The organism is Herbidospora daliensis (genome assembly GCF_001570585.1).
Taxonomy (GTDB): domain Bacteria; phylum Actinomycetota; class Actinomycetes; order Streptosporangiales; family Streptosporangiaceae; genus Herbidospora; species Herbidospora daliensis.
The window spans coordinates 889,147-904,758 of record NZ_BBXF01000005.1; the positions used below are offsets into that span (position 1 = coordinate 889,147).

The following is a 15,612-nucleotide window of genomic DNA, read 5'->3' on the forward strand; positions in this document are numbered from 1 at the left end:
CTCACGCGGCTTTCATGACGTGGGCGACATCGGACAGGTCCACGACCGGCGCCGTCAGCCGCACCGCCAGCCGGGCGGCCAGCCCCAGGCGGACCGGCCCCGACTCGCAGTCGACGACGACGCAGGCGGTGTCCTTGAGCAGCCCGGCGGCGCGGTCGGCGTCGCCGGAGGTGGCCCGGCCGTCGGTGACGACGACCACGAGCGGCCGTCGCGCCGGATCCCTGAGCCGCTCGACCGCGAGCACCTCGGCGGCCTTGACGAGCCCGGCGGCGATGGGGGTGCGGCCGCCCGTCTTGAGCAGCCGCATCCGGGCCGCGCCCGCCTCGACCGAGGACGTGGGCGGGAGCACGAGCTCGGCTTTCTCACCCCGGAAGGTGATCATGCCGATCTTGTCGCGGCGCTGGTAGGCGTCCAGCAGCAGGCTCAGCACGGCGGTCTTGACCTCGCCCATGCGCTTGCGCGCGCCCATCGAACCGCTGGCGTCGACGACGAACAGGACGAGGTTGCCCTCCCTGCCCTCGCGCACCGCCTCCCTCAGATCGGCGACCTTGACCGGGCCCCGCCGCCAGCCTCGCCGGGCGGCGGCGCGGAGGGTGGCCATGAGGTGGACCTGGGTGGCCTTGGCCGCGGGGGTGCGGGAGCCGACGGTGCGCCCCTTGGCCGACCGGCCCCGGGACCGACGGCCGGGCGCGCCGCCGCCGACGCCGGGGACGGAGAAGAGGCGGGCCTTGTAGGGGGCGCCGGCCACCTGAAACTGCTCGGCGGGGGCCTGTCCGTTCTGCGCCTGGGCCTCCTGGTTTTGATCTGACTCGCCTAGGTCTGACTGGCTTTGATCGGCTCGGCGTCGGTCCGCCTGCTCGTTCGATTCGGCCTGGCCGGCGTTGTTCTGGGGGTTCTGGCCTGATTCCTCAGGTTGGGCGTCGTTCTGAGGCTGCTGATCATCCGGGCCCTGGGGCGGGTCGGTGTCGTCGGGATCGTCCGGGAACTGGTCGAGCAGTTCGTCGAGTTTGTTCTCGTCGAGGCCGGGGGCGTCGAAGGGGTCGCGCCTGCGGCGGTGGGGCAGGGCGAGGCGGGCCGCCTCGCGGACGTCCCTCGTGGTGACCCTGTCGCGGCCGGCCCAGGCCGCGTGGGCGACCGCCGCGTGGGCGGTGACCAGGTCGGCGCGCATGCCGTCGACCTCGAAGCCCGCGCACACGGTCGCGATCTGCTTGAGGGCGGCGTCGGGCAGACGTACCGACTCCACCCGGGTGCGCGCCTCGGCGATGCGCGCCGCCAGCTCGCCCTCACGGGCAGCCCAGTCGGCGGCGAACCCGTCGGCGTCGCGCTCGTAGGCCATCCGGCGGCGGATCACCTCGGCCCGCTCCCCCGGATCGCGCGACGCCCGGACCTCGACCGTCAGCCCGAACCGGTCGAGCAGCTGCGGGCGCAGTTCGCCCTCTTCGGGGTTCATCGTCCCGGCCAGCAGGAACCGCGCGGCGTGCCGCACCGACACGCCTTCACGCTCGACGTAGCAGGTGCCCAGCGCGGCGGCGTCGAGCAGCAGGTCGACCAGGTGGTCGTGCAGCAGGTTGACCTCGTCGACGTAGAGCACCCCGCGGTGCGCCGCCGCCAGCAGCCCCGGCTCGAAGGCCGCGACCCCGTGCGCGAGGGCCTTCTCCAGGTCGAGCGACCCAGCGAGCCGATCTTCCGACGCGCCGACGGGCAGCTCGACGAGCCGGGCCCGGCGCGTCTCTCTCCCGCCGTCGTGCGGTCCGTCCGGGCATTGGCTGTACGGCGCCTCCGGGTCGCAGGCGAACCGGCACCCCGGCACGACGTCGACGGCGGGCAGCAGCTCGGCCAGCGCCCGCACGATCGTCGACTTCGCGGTGCCCTTCTCCCCCCGGACGAGCACCCCGCCCACCCGTGGCGACACGGCGTTGAGGATGAGCGCCAGTTTGAGGTCGTCCATCCCGACAACCGCGCTGAACGGATAGGTCACTCCCGATTTCCTTTCACTGCAACCGCAGATTCCACCGGCCGCCCGTCCCGGTGAGCGAGGCCCGCCCGAGCGGCGGCACGTCGACCCGGCGATAGTCGGCCCCTGTGGCCACGCAGACGGCGGCCCGCACGACGGCCGGATGCGTGACGGCGAACACCGGTCCCCGGTCGAGCCGCCCGAGCCAGCCTGCGATCCGGGCCAGAAGCTCCTCCACGGACTCGCCCCCGTGCGGCGCGGCGGCCGCATCCCCGACCCACCGGCCCAGTTCGGCGGGCTCGATCCCGGCCAGCGAGCGGCCCGTCCAGGACCCCATGTCGAGATCCCGCAACTCGGGCACGATCTCGGCGCCGGGCAGCAGATCGCACCGGGCCTCCGGCCCCCGCACGATCCGCGTGGCGCCGGTCACCACGTCGAACGACGCGGCTTCGGCCGGTTCGTCCGCACGCGGGAAAACACCGTCACGCTGGCTCGCGGTGAGCGGATGCGCCGTCAACGTCACCCGCACCGCCGTGACACCGCTGCCGGGGCGAGACCGGCGGCCGGTCGCGTGACCGCCGTCCCCGCTCACGGTCAGACCCGCACGCGCTGCCGCGCGGACAGCAGGGCGAACACCGATCCGAGCACACCCCAGAGCACGGCCTGCATACCCAGCGACGACACCCGGAAGTTCCACAACAACACCGCGGGGAACTCCGCCGGCACCTCCTGGATGGCCGGCAGCACCGCGTAGGCGACGCCGACGATCACCAGGAACGCCGGGACGGCCGCGACCCAACCGAAGCGCCGGTGGATCACCGCCCCGGCGCCGAGGGCGAGCAGCCCGATGACGAGCATCACCAGGTAGAGCACGGTCCGCTGCCCGATGGTGTCGGGGTCGCCGACGGCCGGCGGGTTGCCCGGATACTTGAGGAACGGGACGAGCACGACGGCCAGGAACCCCCCGGCCGCCAGCGTGACGGCCAGCGTCTGCCCGTTCGCGGGCCCGAACCGGCCCTTGACGAAGGCGTAGGCGAGCGCGAACAGGCCGCCGATGACGATCCCGTAGAGGGTGGTGGCGAGGAACAGCCCGAAGGCCTGTCCGCCACGGCTGACCAGTTCGTCGGCGTGCGAGTGCCCCGCCCCGGCGGCGGCCTCCTCGATCGCGATGGCCTGGTCGATGAAGGGCTCCCCGACGAGGAACCCGAAGAGTCCCGCGAGCAGCCCGGCGACGGCTCCGGCGCCGAGGCCCCGGAGGAAGAAGTCCTTGATCATCAGTGGCAGGGGACGCCGAGCAGATGACGACCGTCGTGCATGAGCTCATGCAGGAAGTCACCACTGGAGGCGAGCACCCCCGCCGAGTCCATCGTCACGAGATAGGCGACGATCAACAGTACGGGCACCGCCACCGACCAGGGCAGTAAGGTGCGAACGGGAATGACTGGGGAGCTGGACATCTGGCTCACGCCACGATCCTCCTCCGGGATTGCGCGTCCCTGTCGTAGATCAACGTGGCGGGTGGTGACCTGACTCTCCATCGACGATGGATCACAGTGGCGCGACCGTACCGGACTCTCACCGGTTTCCCTCACGCCGCCACAATTCCCGGCGAACGTACCCCGATATGCCAAAACCCGTCAAGACGACACGATCCCGACCCCTTTACAAAGTAGATCAATGGGATGCGAAAAGCCCGGAGCCGTTCGGCTCCGGGCTTTCGACGACGTCGGGCGTGGTCTGGCCACGGACCCCTCAGGTCACGAGTCGCCCGTCAGGGCGGCGACCAGTTCGGCCGCCGTGCGGCAGCGGTCGAGGAGGTCGCCCACGTGGGCCTTGGTGCCACGCAGCGGCTCGAGGGTCGGGACCCGCTGCAGGGACTCGCGGCCCGGGATGTCGAATATCACCGAATCCCACGACGCCGCGGCCACCGACTCGCTGTACTGCCGCAGACAGCGGCCCCGGAAGTAGGCCCGGGTGTCGTTGGGCGGCGTTTCGATAGCACGCTCCACGTCGTCTTCCGTAACCAGGCGCTGCATGCGGCCCCGTTCGACGAGGCGGTTGTAGAGCCCGCGCTCGGGGCGGATGTCGGCGTACTGGAGGTCGACGAGCTGGAGCCGGGGGTGGGACCAGGGAAGCTTGTCGCGGGTGCGGTAGCCCTCGAGGAGTTCGAGCTTGGCCACCCAGTCGAGCTCCCGCGAGAGCTGCATCGGGTCTTCGGCGAGCCGGGTCAGCACCGACTCCCACCGGTTGAGCACGTCTTTGGTCATCTCGTCGGCGTTGGAGCCGTAGCGGTCCTCGACGTACTTGCGGGCCTGCTCCAGGTATTCCATCTGCAGCTGGACGGCCGTCATCTTGCGGCCCGACCGCAGCGTCACGATGTGCTTGCACGACGGGTCGTGGGAGATGGCGCGCAGCGCGGCGACCGGCGACTCGACCGACAGGTCGACCGTCAGGAAGCCGTCTTCGATCATGGCCAGGACGAGCGAGGTGGTGCCGAGCTTCAGGTAGGTCGAGATCTCGGACATGTTCGCGTCGCCGATGATCACGTGGAGCCGGCGGTACTTCTCCGGGTCGGCGTGGGGCTCGTCGCGGGTGTTGATGATCGGGCGCTTGAGGGTCGTCTCGAGGCCGACCTCGACCTCGAAGAAGTCGGCCCGCTGCGAGATCTGGTAGCCGTCGCCGCGCGAGTCCTGCCCGATGCCGACCTTGCCCGCCCCCGCGAAGACCTGGCGGGAGACGAAGAACGGGGTCAGGTGGCGCACGATGTCGGCGAACGGGGTCGCCCGGCGCATCAGGTAGTTCTCGTGGCAGCCGTAGCTGGCGCCCTTGGAGTCGGTGTTGTTCTTGTAGAGCTGGATGGGCGCGTTGCCCGGCATGCCCGAGGCGCGGACCGCCGCGTCGTGCATGACCCGCTCGCCCGCCTTGTCCCAGATGACCGCGGCCCGGGGGTTGGTGCACTCGGGCGTGGAGTATTCGGGGTGGGCGTGGTCGACGTAGAGCCGGGCGCCGTTGGTGAGGATGACGTTGGCGAGGCCCAGGTCTTCGTCGGTGAGCTGACTGGAGTCGGCCGCCTCACGGGCGAGGTCGAAACCCCGGGCGTCGCGGAGCGGGTTCTCCTCCTCGAAGTCCCACCGGGCGCGGCGGGCGCGCGCGGCCGAGGCCGCCAGGTATGCGTTGACGACCTGCGAGGAGGTCACCATCGCATTCGCACCTGGTTGACCGGGCACGGAAATTCCGTACTCGGTCTCGATGCCCATCACCCGCCGGACTGTCATGCGCACCCCATGGCCTGTCGTTCCGCCGTTTATATCCCGAGCCTAGCCCCTTCACTATGCCCGGCCACCAGACAGTTACGGCACCGATGCCTGGCGTTGTTCCACTGGGCTCCTGCCCATCAGACGGCGCAGCAACCGCTGACCTGGGCGATCAACAAGCCGGTATACAGCATACGACAGAAGAATCGATGCCAGCATCGTGCCTCCGGCGAGCACCCACGGATTTATAGATTCCCGGAATTCCGGGATAAGTACCGCCGAGACGTTCTGATGTACCAGGTAGAGGGGGTAGGTGAGCGCGCCGACCGTCGTCAGCGCCCGCCACCGCACCCATCGCAGCCACCCGAGGGCGACGGCCGCCATGAGCACGTAGATGACCGTGATCCAGGCGATGACGGCCGGCGGCGGCGCCGGGAAGTTCTTGATCCCCACGAGGTCGATGCGGCTCTGCATGCGCTCCAGGGCCGCGTACAGGGAGCAGGCGTAGCCGACCAGAACGAACCCCCACCGGGTGACGGTGGAGCCTTCCCGGTAGATCAGGTAGAACGCCATGCCGGCGATGAAGTAGGGCGCCTGCCGGGGCATCACGATCTCGGTGACCAGGTCGTGCTGCAGCCACTCGGCGAAGATCGCGGCGGCCAGCCACACCCACATGAACCCCAGGGCCCGCCGCAGGTTGACGCCCATGATCACCACGATGGAGATCAGGAAGTAGAACTTCAGCTCCACCCAGAGGGACCAGAACACTCCCCCGGCCGGGATGACCCCGAACGCCTCCTGCAGCATCGTGAGGTTGATCGCGTAGCCGACGGTGTCGAGGTTGGGTTTGAAGTACTCGACGCTCGTGTACGTGTAGAGCACGTACAGGGCGATCACGGTGAACCAGTAGGCGGGGAAGAGCCGCGCGAACCGTGAAACGGCGAACCTGCGCAGGCTGTGCCCCCACGCGCTCATCAGGATGACGAACCCGCTGATGAGGAAGAACAGCTCGACGCCGAGGATGCCGAGCGTGGCGAAGTACTTGACCGGCTCGAACAGCACGACCGGCGAGGCGTCCCACAGCGACCGCGAGGCCGCCATGTAGTGGAACGCCATGACCGCGAACGCGGCCAGGAACCGCAGCAGGTCGAGCTCCACCAGCCGCGGCTGCCGCACGGGCGGCGCGAGCCCCGTCCGCGGCTCGGCCGCGGACACGACGGGCGGCGCCCCGCCGCGGCCACGCCGGCCACCACCCCGCCCGGCCGGCGCCTCCCGTTCCACCGTGGACGTGTCGGCCCCTAACCCCAGCCACTGCCCAGTCACCGGCGCCTCCGCTCCCCCATCCCACGTGCCAGGCCCGGACCGCGCCGCGCGCGGATCCGCCGGAGACGCGGCAGAGCCGTCAGGCCACCCCGCCCCCTGGCGACCCGTATCAGCCCCGGCGGGCCACACGCGAGCATCACCGGAACCGGCCGCAGATCCGCTCGGCCAAACGACGCCCAGCGTCGAATGAGCCGCCTCCATCCCGGGAGAACCTGGACCGGGAGGCCAGGACTGGCCCTGAGTCAGCTGAGGCGCACCTGTCCCCGTAGAGCCGGTCGGCCAGGCCGAGCCTTGCGTCGGCTCGGGTGCGAGTGACCCCGCAGGCCCGGCTCCCGGACCCGTCGGCCAGGCGAGACCGTCCGTCGGCGGAGGCCCGCCCTCAGGCTCGTTCGGCCAGGCCGTCTCCTGTGCGTGCGGAGCGGGCTGGGAAGCGGCGCGTCCGTCCAAGAAAGGCGTGTCGGCAGGGGCCGTGGCGGGGGGTTCGGGCGCGTGGGGCCAGACGCGGGCGTCGCCCGGTTGGGGGGTGCCCGGCCACGCGCCGCCGGGTCCTGGGTCGGGTCGTCGGGGCCGGTCCCCGTTCCACGCCCCGCGCGTCACTTCAGTCCGCCACGTTTATTTCCGCACCAATACCGCACAACCGGCAACGCTACAACGTCCCGGCGACAATCAAGGCGTCACAAACGAAAAACGGCACGTCTCCCGTATCGGGAGAACGTGCCGTTTTCGCGATTCCTACAGGTACTGCCCCGTGTTGGCGACCGTGTCTATCGACCGGCCGGCCTCGGTGCCCTGCTTGCCCTGCACGAGGGTGCGGATGTAGACGATCCGCTCGCCCTTCTTGCCGGAGATGCGGGCCCAGTCGTCGGGGTTGGTGGTGTTGGGGAGGTCTTCGTTCTCCCGGAACTCGTCGACGCAGGCGGCCATCAGGTGCTGGATGCGCAGGCCCTTCTGGCCCGTCTCCAGGAACTGCTTGATCGCCATCTTCTTGCCCCGGTCGACGATGTTCTGGATCATCGCGCCGGAGTTGAAGTCCTTGAAGTAGAGGACTTCCTTGTCACCGTTGGCGTAGGTCACCTCGAGGAAGCGGTTCTCCTCGATCTCGTTGTACATGCGCTCGACGACCCGCTGGATCATCTCGGCGATCGTGGACTCACGGCTGCTGCCGTGCTCCGCGAGGTCGTCGGGGTGGAGCGGGAGGTCGGAGATCAGGTACTTGGAGAAGATGTCCTTCGCCGCCTCGGCGTCGGGCCGCTCGATCTTGATCTTCACGTCGAGGCGGCCGGGCCGCAGGATCGCCGGGTCGATCATGTCTTCGCGGTTGGAGGCGCCGATGACGATGACGTTCTCCAGGCCCTCGACGCCGTCGATCTCCGACAGCAGCTGAGGGACGATGGTGTTCTCGACGTCGGACGACACACCCGAGCCACGCGTGCGGAAGATCGAGTCCATCTCGTCGAAGAACACGATCACCGGGGTGCCCTCGGACGCCTTCTCGCGCGCCCGCTGGAAGACCAGGCGGATGTGCCGCTCGGTCTCGCCGACGTACTTGTTCAGGAGCTCCGGGCCCTTGATGTTGAGGAAGAAGCTCTTGCCCGACTGGCCGGTCTTCTCCGCGACCTGCTTGGCCAGGGAGTTGGCGACCGCCTTGGCGATGAGCGTCTTCCCGCAACCGGGAGGGCCGTAGAGCAGCACGCCCTTGGGCGGGCGGAGCTTGTGCTCCCGGAACAGGTCGGCGTGCAGGTAGGGAAGCTCGATGGCGTCCCTGATCTGCTCGATCTGGCCGCGCAGGCCGCCGATCTCGTCGTAAGAGATGTCGGGCACCTCTTCGAGGACGAGCTCCTCGACCTCCGACTTGGGAATACGTTCGTAGACATAACCCGAACGCGGTTCTAGCAGGAGTGAGTCGCCCGACCGGATCGGCTGCTGCAGCAGCGACTCGGCGAGCTTCACGACGCGCTCTTCGTCGGCGTGCGATATCACGAGCGCGCGCTGCCCGTCTTCGAGCAGCTCCTTCAACATCACGATCTCGCCCACGTCTTCGAAGCCCAGGGCTTCGACCACGTTCAGCGCCTCGTTGAGCATGACCTCCTGGCCGCGCTTCAACGACTCGACGTCGACGGCGGGGCTGACGTTCACCCGGAGCTTGCGCCCGCCGGTGAACACCTCGATCGTGCCGTCTTCTCTGGCCTCGAGGAAGACGCCGAAACCGGATGGCGGTTGCGCCAGCCGGTCGACCTCCTCCTTGAGGGCGACGATCTGGTCCCTGGCCTCCTTGAGGGTGGCCACGAGCCGTTCGTTCTGGCCTGTGAGGGCGACCACCTGAGCTTGAACGTCGTGGAGACGCTCCTCCAGCACCCGCGCCTGGCGGGGGGATTCCGCCAGCTTGCGGCGCAACGCGGTGATCTCCTCCTGAAGGAAGGAGACCTGTGTTGTGAGGTCGGCGACCTCCCGTTCGCGCTGCGCGGCCCGAGCCTCTGCGTCATCGCGAGCTGCCACGCCCCGTCACCTCCTTCCCAGTAGAGGAAAGACTACTCAAGTCCCTACCAATCTGACGGCCTTGAAAAACGTAGCCCACTGGTGTTCGTCTAGTTACGTGGAGTGTTTGCTAGTTAGTGCCATTTCGGTGGGTTTATCTGCGTGAGCACATGGAACACGGTGTTTGTTCCCGGTGTCACCGTTGTTTGCCGGTTTGCCGCTAAATCGTCACTGGTCTTCCGTACCCTCCCCATACGCCCCCTTTGCCGGGCGGCGGCGCCTGGGCGGCGGCGTGACGCCGTCCGCCATGCGGCGGGCGGTGACGAGGAAGCCGGTGTGCCCGACCATGCGGTGGTCGGGACGGACGGCGAGACCTTCGACATGCCAGTCGCGAATGAGGGTCTCCCACGCGTGGGGCTCCGTGAAACTCCCGTGATCGCGAAGTGTCTCGACGGTCCTTGACATCTGGGTCGTGGTGGCCACGTAGCAGCAGATCACGCCGCCGGGGGTGAGGGCCTTGCTCGCGGCGTCGACGCACTCCCACGGGGCGAGCATGTCGAGGATGATCCGGTCGACGTCGGTCTCGTCGAGGGATTCGTTGAAGTCACCGACCACCAGGCGCCACTGCTTGAGGTCGCCGCCGAAGAACTTGGTCACGTTCTTGGTGGCGACCTCGGCGAAGTCGGCGCGCCGTTCGTAGGACGTCAGCGAGCCCTCCGTGCCGATGGCGCGCAGCAGGAAGCACGACAGCGCGCCCGAGCCGACGCCGGCCTCCACGACCTTGGCGCCGGGGAAGATGTCGGCCATGGCGACGATCTGCGCCGAGTCCTTCGGGTAGATCACCGCCGCGCCGCGCGGCATCGACAGCGTGTAGTCGGACAGCAGGTGGCGGAACGCCAGGTAGTTGATGCCGCCCGACGAGCGCACGACGGACCCCTCAGGCTGCCCGATCAGGTCGGCGTGGGCGATCATGCCCTTGTGGGTGTGGAAGACACCGTCCTCCTTGAGCGTCACGGTGTGGCGCTTGTTCTTCGGATCGGTGAGCTGGACCTGATCTCCGGCCTGGAACGGGCCGTGCCTGCGAAAACCCATGGCGGCAAGGCTAATGGCAAAACGTTTGTCCCCCGACTCGGACGACTGATAGCAAGAGGCCATGTACCCCCGCGAAACAATCTCATCCGGACCGATCATCCTCCGCCCGGCTGTCGAGGCCGACATCCCCGCCGTCGCGCGCGCCTGTGCCGACCCGCTGACCCAGCGCTTCATCCCGGCCCTGCCCGATCCGTATACGGAGGACGACGCCCGGTACTGGCTGATGGAGATCTGCGAGGAACGGTGGAGGACGGGCGGGGCCGAGTTCATCATCGCCGACGCCGCCACCGGCGAGCTGGACGGGGTGATGGGGCTGCACCTGCCCGACCGGTTCGGCAACGTCGAGGCGGGCTATTGGGTGGCCCCGTGGGCCCGCCGCAAGGGAGTCGCCTCCGCCGCCCTGCGGGCCGTCGCCGAGTGGGCCTTCGAGCAGGGGGTGCCCCGGGTCCACCTGGTCGCCGAGATGGAGAACGTGGCCTCGCAGAAGGTCGCGCTGGCGGCCGGGTTCCGCCACGAAGGGCTGCAGCGCGGCGGCGGGCCGATCCGCGGCGGCGGCCGGGCCGACATGGCCCTGTTCGGCCGGCTGCCCGGCGACTCCGGGGAGCCGATCGGGGCGTTCCTGCCGTTCCTGCCCGAGGGCGGGCTGACCGACGGCGTCGTCGCGATCACCATGCTGACGGCCGGCGACGCACCGGCCTACCAGGCGCTGGCCTCGATGCCCGACGTGGTGCGCTACCGCGTGCCGCCGGAGGCGCCGCCGTTCGCCGAGACGCTCTACCGCTGCGCCGGGGCCGGCTATCGCTGGCTGATCGGCGTCCAGGCCGAGATGGCCATCCGCGACGCCGCGACCGGCGCGTTCGCCGGGGACATCCAGTTGTCGCATCTGACCCCGCCCATGCGGGAGGCCATGGTCGGCTACAGCCTGCACCCCGACTTCCGGGGCCGCGGCCTGGTCACCCGCGCGGTGAACCTGCTGGCCGACTGGGCGTTCGCGCAGGCCGGCCTGCGGCGGCTGATCTCCGGCACCAACCCGGAGAACCTGGCCTCGCAGGCCGTGCTGGAGCGGGCCGGGTTCACCCGGCTCGGGACCCAGAAGGAGTATCTGCCGGGTCCCGACGGGACGTGGACCGACAACGTCGAATGGCTCAGGCTCCGCTGAACCTCCTGGCGGTCGTGGCGAACGCCGCGTCGGTGCCCTCCAGGGCGCGGTCGATCTCGGCGTCGGTGTGGGCGGTCGACAGGAACCAGTTGTGCCAGGGGTGCAGGTAGACCCCCTCGGCCAGGCAGGCGGCCGCCCAGAAGACCCCCCGCTCCAAAGTGGCGTCGCCGTCGAACGAGAGCCACGGGATCTGCACCGGGCCCGTCTGGTTGATCGTGAAGCCGTGGCTCTTGGCCTGCTCATACAGTCCGGTACGCAGCCTCGCCCCCGCGCGTTCGATCAGGGCCGGCCCGTCGGACTCCCGGAGGATCTCGATCGTGGCTTTCGCGGCGCCCATGGCGGCCGAGGAGAACCAGAACGAGCCGGTCGAGTAGAGGGTCTGGGCGGCGTTCTTGAGCGCGTCGGCGCCGGTGACGGCCGCGACGGCGTGGCCGTTGCCCATGGCCTTGGACCAGGCCGAGAGGTCGGGACGTACACCGAAGGGCTCCCAGGTGCCCCTCAGGTCGAGCCGGAAGCCGGCGCGGACCTCGTCGATCACCAGGGCCGCGCCGAGGCGGTTGGCCAGCGCCCTCACCCCGCGGGCGAAGTCCTCCTCGGCGAGCGCCTGGTCTTCGAAGGAGTCGTGCTTGAACGGGGTCACCAGGATGGCCGCGACGTCGTCGCCGGCCTCGGCGGCGGCCCGCTCGGCGTCGGCGAGGTCGTTGTAGGCGAACTCGACGGTGTCGGCGCGCTGGTTGGGCGTGACGCCCGAGAGGCCGGGCGTGCACCACGGGTCGGCGCCGTGGTAGGCCCCGTGGGCGACCAGGACCTTCGTGCGGCCGGTGGCGGCGCGGGCGACCATCAGCGCCTGGGTGGTGGCGTCGGTGCCGTTCTTGGAGAACATGGCCCACTCGGCGGCCGGGATGAGGTCGACGAGCAGCTCGGCGAGCTCGACCATGATCGGGCCGGGCCCGTTGAGGCAGTCGCCCTGGGCCTGGAGCCGGGCGGCGGCCTCCTCCACGCGGGGGTTGCGGTGCCCGACGATCATGGGACCCCAGGAGCACATCAGGTCGACGTACTCCCGCCCGTCGGCGTCCCACTGGCGGGCGCCCTCGCCCCTGACGAAGAACTGGGGGTAGGTGTCGCCGTGGAGGGCGGCGTTGAGGTGGCCGTACATGCCACCGGGGATGACCTTGGCGGCGCGGGCGCGCAGATCGGCGTCCAGGGACATGGGGGAAGTCTTCCTCTCAGGACAGCAGGGCGGCGGCGCCGTCCAGGTTCGCGTCGGAGCCGAGGCCGCCGGCCACGCGGGCGGCGACGGCGGTGCCCAGCCGGGCCGCTTCGATGACGGGACGCCCGGCGAGCAGCCCGGCGGCGAAGCCGGCGCAGTAGGCGTCGCCGCACCCGGTGGTGTCGACCACCTGGACGTCTTCCGCGGGCACCCGGGTCAGCCCGCCGGACGTGGCGACCAGGCTGCCCTCGGCGCCGAGGGTGATGACGACGGTCTTCGGGCCCTCGGCGAGGAGGGCCTTGGCGGCCTCCTCGGCCGTCGAGGCGCCGGTCATCATGAGGGCCTGCTCCTCGTTGGGCAGGAAGTGGTCGACGTGGGGCAGGAAGGTCTTGGCCGCCGGCATCAGGTCGGGCATGTTCGACAGCAGGTCGAGGGTGACCTGGGTGCCCCGGCCGCGCACCTCGTCGAGCAGGGCGTGGAAGGCGGGGTCGTGCAGGCCCCAGGTGGCGTCCATGCCGCCGAGGTGGAGGACCTTCGCGCCCCTGATCACCTCCGCGTCGACGTCGGCCGTCGAGAGGCCCAGGTTGGCGCCCGGCACGTGGAAGGAGGGCCGCCCGCCGTCGGGCCTGATCGGCAGGATCGAGGCGGCGGTCTGCTCCCCCGGCTTGCGCGTCACCTTGGAGACGTCGACGCCGTGCCGGTCCATGACCATGAGCAGGAAGTCGCCGAGTTCGTCGTCGCCGACGGCCCCGAGCGAGGTGACGGGCAGGCCCAGCCGGGCCAGCACGACCGCCGTCCCGGCGGCGGCTCCGGCGGCGGTGATGCGCACCTGCTCGACCAGATGGGTGTCCTGGCCGGCCGGGATCGACTCGACGGGCCGGGCGAGCACGTCCACGATGTGGACGCCGAGCGTGACTACCGACATGGCCTGGATGATAGACGGGCGCCCGACTAAAATGTCAACATGCCGAAGATCGTGAACCATGACGAACGCAGGGAAGAGGTCGTCGCCGCGGCCCGGCGCATCATCCTGCGCGAGGGCATCGAGGCCGCCACCACGCGGGCGATCGCGAAGGAGGCCGGCTACTCCAACGGGGTGCTGACCCACTACTTCGCCGACAAGGACGAGATCCTCCTGTCGGCCCTGCGCACGAGCCATCGGCGCATCACCGAACGCCTGGCCGCGAAGCTGACCGGCCTGACGGGCCTGGCGGCGCTGCGCGAGCTCCTCGTCGACAACCTGCCGATGGACGAGGAGCGCGAGCGCGAGACCGGCCTGGAGATCGGCTTCTGGGCCCGCAGCCTGACCTCGCCGGCCCTGCTGAGCACGCAGCGCGAGGAGGCCGCCGACCTCTGCCGGCTGGTGCGCACCCTGTTGCAGAGCGCGGCCGACGCCGGGGAGATCGCCGATCAGGGCCTCGACGACACGGCGGAACGGCTGCTGGCGCTGGTCGACGGGCTGAGCCTGCACCGGCTGCTCTACCCCGACCGGACGTCCAGGATCGAACAGATCATGCTGGCGGAGCTGGACCGGCTGCGGCTGCCGTGAGCGGCCGGATTGCCCGCGCCTGAGGCTGCGGCGCGGAAACCTCGGGCGGAAGCAGGGAACCCGGCGCGGGGCGAGGGGCCCGGCGCCGGGTTCGCCGTCTGCTCAGGCGCTGCGGTGGGGCTCGAAGCGCATCGTGCGGGAGACGCCCACCCGGACCGTCGTGCCGGGCATGATCGTGACCGACTCGTTCGGGGGGATGTCGTAGAAGTTGGGGTCGCCCGGGGGCTGGATCTGGGTGCCGTTGACCGAGCCGAGGTCGATCAGGTTCACGTCCCAGTTCTCCAGGGTGACCCGCAGGTGGCGGCGGGAGACCGAGCCGTCGGGGCTGGTCACCCGGGCCGGGCGGGCGTCGCCCGACTGCACCTCGGGGGCGCGCTCGGGGTCGCGGCCGAGGATGTAGTCGCTGTCGAGCGTCAGCGCCATGCCGTCGTCGAGGAGCAGGACGCCGAGCGCGGGGCGCGGGCCCTTGTAGGGGACGAGGTCACGGGTCGACAGGGGCACCCCGCAGACCGCGCAGTAGGGCGCGCGCGGGTCGTTGAAGTGGTCGTTCTTGCAGTCGACGCCGTGGACCATGGGGCCGAGGCGCTCCGGGGCGGCGTCCATCTGGGTGGAGTCGCTCGGGTCGTCGGCCGGGGGCTCGGGCTGCGGCTGGGGCTCGAAGTGGCCGCTGTCGTGGCGGCGGTCGTCGTGCTGGGTCGGCAGCGGCTCGGCGACCGGCGGCTGCGGGGCGCCCATCGGCGGGGGGCCCATCGGCAGGCCGGGGGGCGGGCCGAACGGGCCCGGGGCCGGGTGGGGCGGCGGCTGCATCGGGCCGCCCATCGGCGGCGGCTCGTAGGGGGCCGGCTCGTAGGGCGGCGGGGGCTCGTAGGGAGCCGGCTGGCCGTACGGCGGCACGCCCGGCGGGGGCGGCGGCTGGTGCGGGATCATCGGCTGCTGCGGGCCCGAGGGCTGCGAGGCGTAGGGATGACCCGGCTGGGGCGGCGGGGAGGGCTGCGGGATCGGGTGGGGCCGGTGCATCGTGTGGCCCGTCGCCGTGTAGTCGATCTCGGCGCCGCCGCCCGCGACCACCCCGCCGTCGAGGCGCGAATAGGGGCTGGACGGGCCCGAACCGGGCAGCCGCAGCTCGACCCGGCCCACGGGGCCGGCCACCAGGCGGTCGGCCCACGTGAGGGCGTCCTGTCCCGAGACCACGAAGTCGCCGTCGGGGGCGCCGAACAGGTGGGCCGAGGCCGCGCCCGACACCAGCACCGCCACGCCGCCGCCCGTGGGCCCGGCGACCGCGATCGTCGGCGGCTCGTCGTTCATGGAGCGCGCCAGAACCTGGGCGACCTTACGGACCAGGGCCCGTCCGTCGCCCCCGTTTTCCGCGGTCTCCCGCACCGCGTCGAGCAACTCCTCAACCTGCGCCGAGCCCGGCCCGCATACCAGCGCCAGCCCGTTCAGGTGAGCGACCACACCGTCACCCGGAAGCGGACGGACCACCCCCGCGCCCTGCTCCGTCACAGAACTCTCCTCCGGCCAAACCCAACTTCTGATCGTTTGACCAGAACATTAGTGGTGCGCGAGCCAGATGACGAGTGGGGGTGATCGCTCCCG

Annotated in this window: 13 protein-coding genes and 1 riboswitch; of the genes, 2 read left to right on the top strand and 11 right to left on the bottom strand. The window is 70.6% G+C overall.

The window, feature by feature from the left end:
• Position 1 precedes the first annotated feature (1 nt).
• The 8 genes from AW274_RS27370 to AW274_RS27405 form a co-directional block, all read right to left on the bottom strand.
• The gene (locus AW274_RS27370; protein WP_062438048.1) at positions 2-1,948 is read right to left on the bottom strand and encodes a VWA domain-containing protein; all 1,947 of its coding nucleotides are present in this window, start codon (positions 1,946-1,948) and stop codon (positions 2-4) included.
• A gap of 43 nt (positions 1,949-1,991) precedes the next feature.
• A complete protein-coding gene (locus tag AW274_RS27375; RefSeq protein WP_063813681.1) occupies positions 1,992-2,483 on the bottom strand; it encodes a histidine phosphatase family protein in 492 nt (163 codons plus the stop codon).
• Positions 2,484-2,548: 65 nt separating this feature from the next.
• Entirely contained in the window at positions 2,549-3,229 is a 681-nt protein-coding gene (locus tag AW274_RS27380; protein ID WP_062437513.1) for a CbtA family protein, read from the bottom strand.
• On the bottom strand, positions 3,229-3,411 hold the full coding sequence (locus AW274_RS27385; RefSeq protein ID WP_062438052.1) for a CbtB domain-containing protein: 183 nt from the start codon (positions 3,409-3,411) through the stop codon (positions 3,229-3,231). The genes AW274_RS27380 and AW274_RS27385 overlap by 1 nt, the downstream gene beginning before the upstream one ends.
• A gap of 14 nt (positions 3,412-3,425) precedes the next feature.
• Positions 3,426-3,568, bottom strand: a riboswitch (adenosylcobalamin (AdoCbl) riboswitch).
• 143 nt (positions 3,569-3,711) lie between these two features.
• Entirely contained in the window at positions 3,712-5,229 is a 1,518-nt protein-coding gene (gene dop / locus AW274_RS27390) for a depupylase/deamidase Dop (protein WP_083974859.1), read from the bottom strand.
• A 75-nt stretch (positions 5,230-5,304) separates the two neighbouring features.
• Positions 5,305-6,384: an acyltransferase family protein gene (locus tag AW274_RS27395; RefSeq protein WP_198169436.1), complete on the bottom strand. Its 1,080-nt coding sequence runs from the start codon at positions 6,382-6,384 to the stop codon at positions 5,305-5,307.
• Between the two features lie 879 nt (positions 6,385-7,263).
• Positions 7,264-9,027, bottom strand: coding sequence for a proteasome ATPase (gene arc / locus AW274_RS27400; protein ID WP_062437519.1), 1,764 nt, complete (start codon positions 9,025-9,027; stop codon positions 7,264-7,266).
• Positions 9,028-9,234: 207 nt separating this feature from the next.
• Positions 9,235-10,098, bottom strand: a complete 864-nt coding sequence (locus AW274_RS27405; RefSeq protein WP_062437522.1) for a tRNA (adenine-N1)-methyltransferase — start codon at positions 10,096-10,098, stop codon at positions 9,235-9,237.
• Positions 10,099-10,159: 61 nt separating this feature from the next.
• Between AW274_RS27405 and AW274_RS27410 the strand changes: the two genes are divergently transcribed.
• Positions 10,160-11,257, top strand: a complete 1,098-nt coding sequence (locus tag AW274_RS27410) for a GNAT family N-acetyltransferase (RefSeq protein WP_062437524.1) — start codon at positions 10,160-10,162, stop codon at positions 11,255-11,257.
• Here the strand turns inward: AW274_RS27410 and AW274_RS27415 are convergent.
• Together AW274_RS27415 and AW274_RS27420 are read right to left on the bottom strand one after the other, a co-directional pair.
• A complete protein-coding gene (locus tag AW274_RS27415) occupies positions 11,244-12,467 on the bottom strand; it encodes an aminotransferase class III-fold pyridoxal phosphate-dependent enzyme (RefSeq protein WP_062437526.1) in 1,224 nt (407 codons plus the stop codon). The two genes, AW274_RS27410 and AW274_RS27415, sit on opposite strands and share 14 nt — an antisense overlap.
• A gap of 16 nt (positions 12,468-12,483) precedes the next feature.
• Entirely contained in the window at positions 12,484-13,392 is a 909-nt protein-coding gene (locus AW274_RS27420; RefSeq protein ID WP_062437528.1) for a carbohydrate kinase family protein, read from the bottom strand.
• A 39-nt stretch (positions 13,393-13,431) separates the two neighbouring features.
• Here AW274_RS27420 and AW274_RS27425 point away from each other — a divergent pair, with 39 nt between their 5' ends.
• Entirely contained in the window at positions 13,432-14,016 is a 585-nt protein-coding gene (locus AW274_RS27425; RefSeq protein WP_062437530.1) for a TetR/AcrR family transcriptional regulator, read from the top strand.
• Between the two features lie 102 nt (positions 14,017-14,118).
• Here the strand turns inward: AW274_RS27425 and AW274_RS27430 are convergent, their stop codons facing one another.
• Entirely contained in the window at positions 14,119-15,519 is a 1,401-nt protein-coding gene (locus AW274_RS27430) for an FHA domain-containing protein (protein ID WP_062437532.1), read from the bottom strand.
• Between the last annotated feature and the right edge of the window lie 93 nt (positions 15,520-15,612).

What these genes read in the sequence shown, in the direction of transcription:
- AW274_RS27370 (WP_062438048.1), bottom strand. Translation starts at nt 1,948, where the DNA reads ATGGACGACCTCAAACTGGCGCTCATCCTCAACGCCGTGTCGCCACGG.
- AW274_RS27380 (WP_062437513.1), bottom strand. Translation starts at nt 3,229, where the DNA reads ATGATCAAGGACTTCTTCCTCCGGGGCCTCGGCGCCGGAGCCGTCGCC.
- AW274_RS27385 (WP_062438052.1), bottom strand. Translation starts at nt 3,411, where the DNA reads ATGTCCAGCTCCCCAGTCATTCCCGTTCGCACCTTACTGCCCTGGTCG.
- dop (WP_083974859.1), bottom strand. Translation starts at nt 5,229, where the DNA reads ATGACAGTCCGGCGGGTGATGGGCATCGAGACCGAGTACGGAATTTCC.
- AW274_RS27405 (WP_062437522.1), bottom strand. Translation starts at nt 10,098, where the DNA reads ATGGGTTTTCGCAGGCACGGCCCGTTCCAGGCCGGAGATCAGGTCCAG.
- AW274_RS27410 (WP_062437524.1), top strand. Translation starts at nt 10,160, where the DNA reads ATGTACCCCCGCGAAACAATCTCATCCGGACCGATCATCCTCCGCCCG.
- AW274_RS27415 (WP_062437526.1), bottom strand. Translation starts at nt 12,467, where the DNA reads ATGTCCCTGGACGCCGATCTGCGCGCCCGCGCCGCCAAGGTCATCCCC.
- AW274_RS27420 (WP_062437528.1), bottom strand. Translation starts at nt 13,392, where the DNA reads ATGTCGGTAGTCACGCTCGGCGTCCACATCGTGGACGTGCTCGCCCGG.
- AW274_RS27425 (WP_062437530.1), top strand. Translation starts at nt 13,432, where the DNA reads ATGCCGAAGATCGTGAACCATGACGAACGCAGGGAAGAGGTCGTCGCC.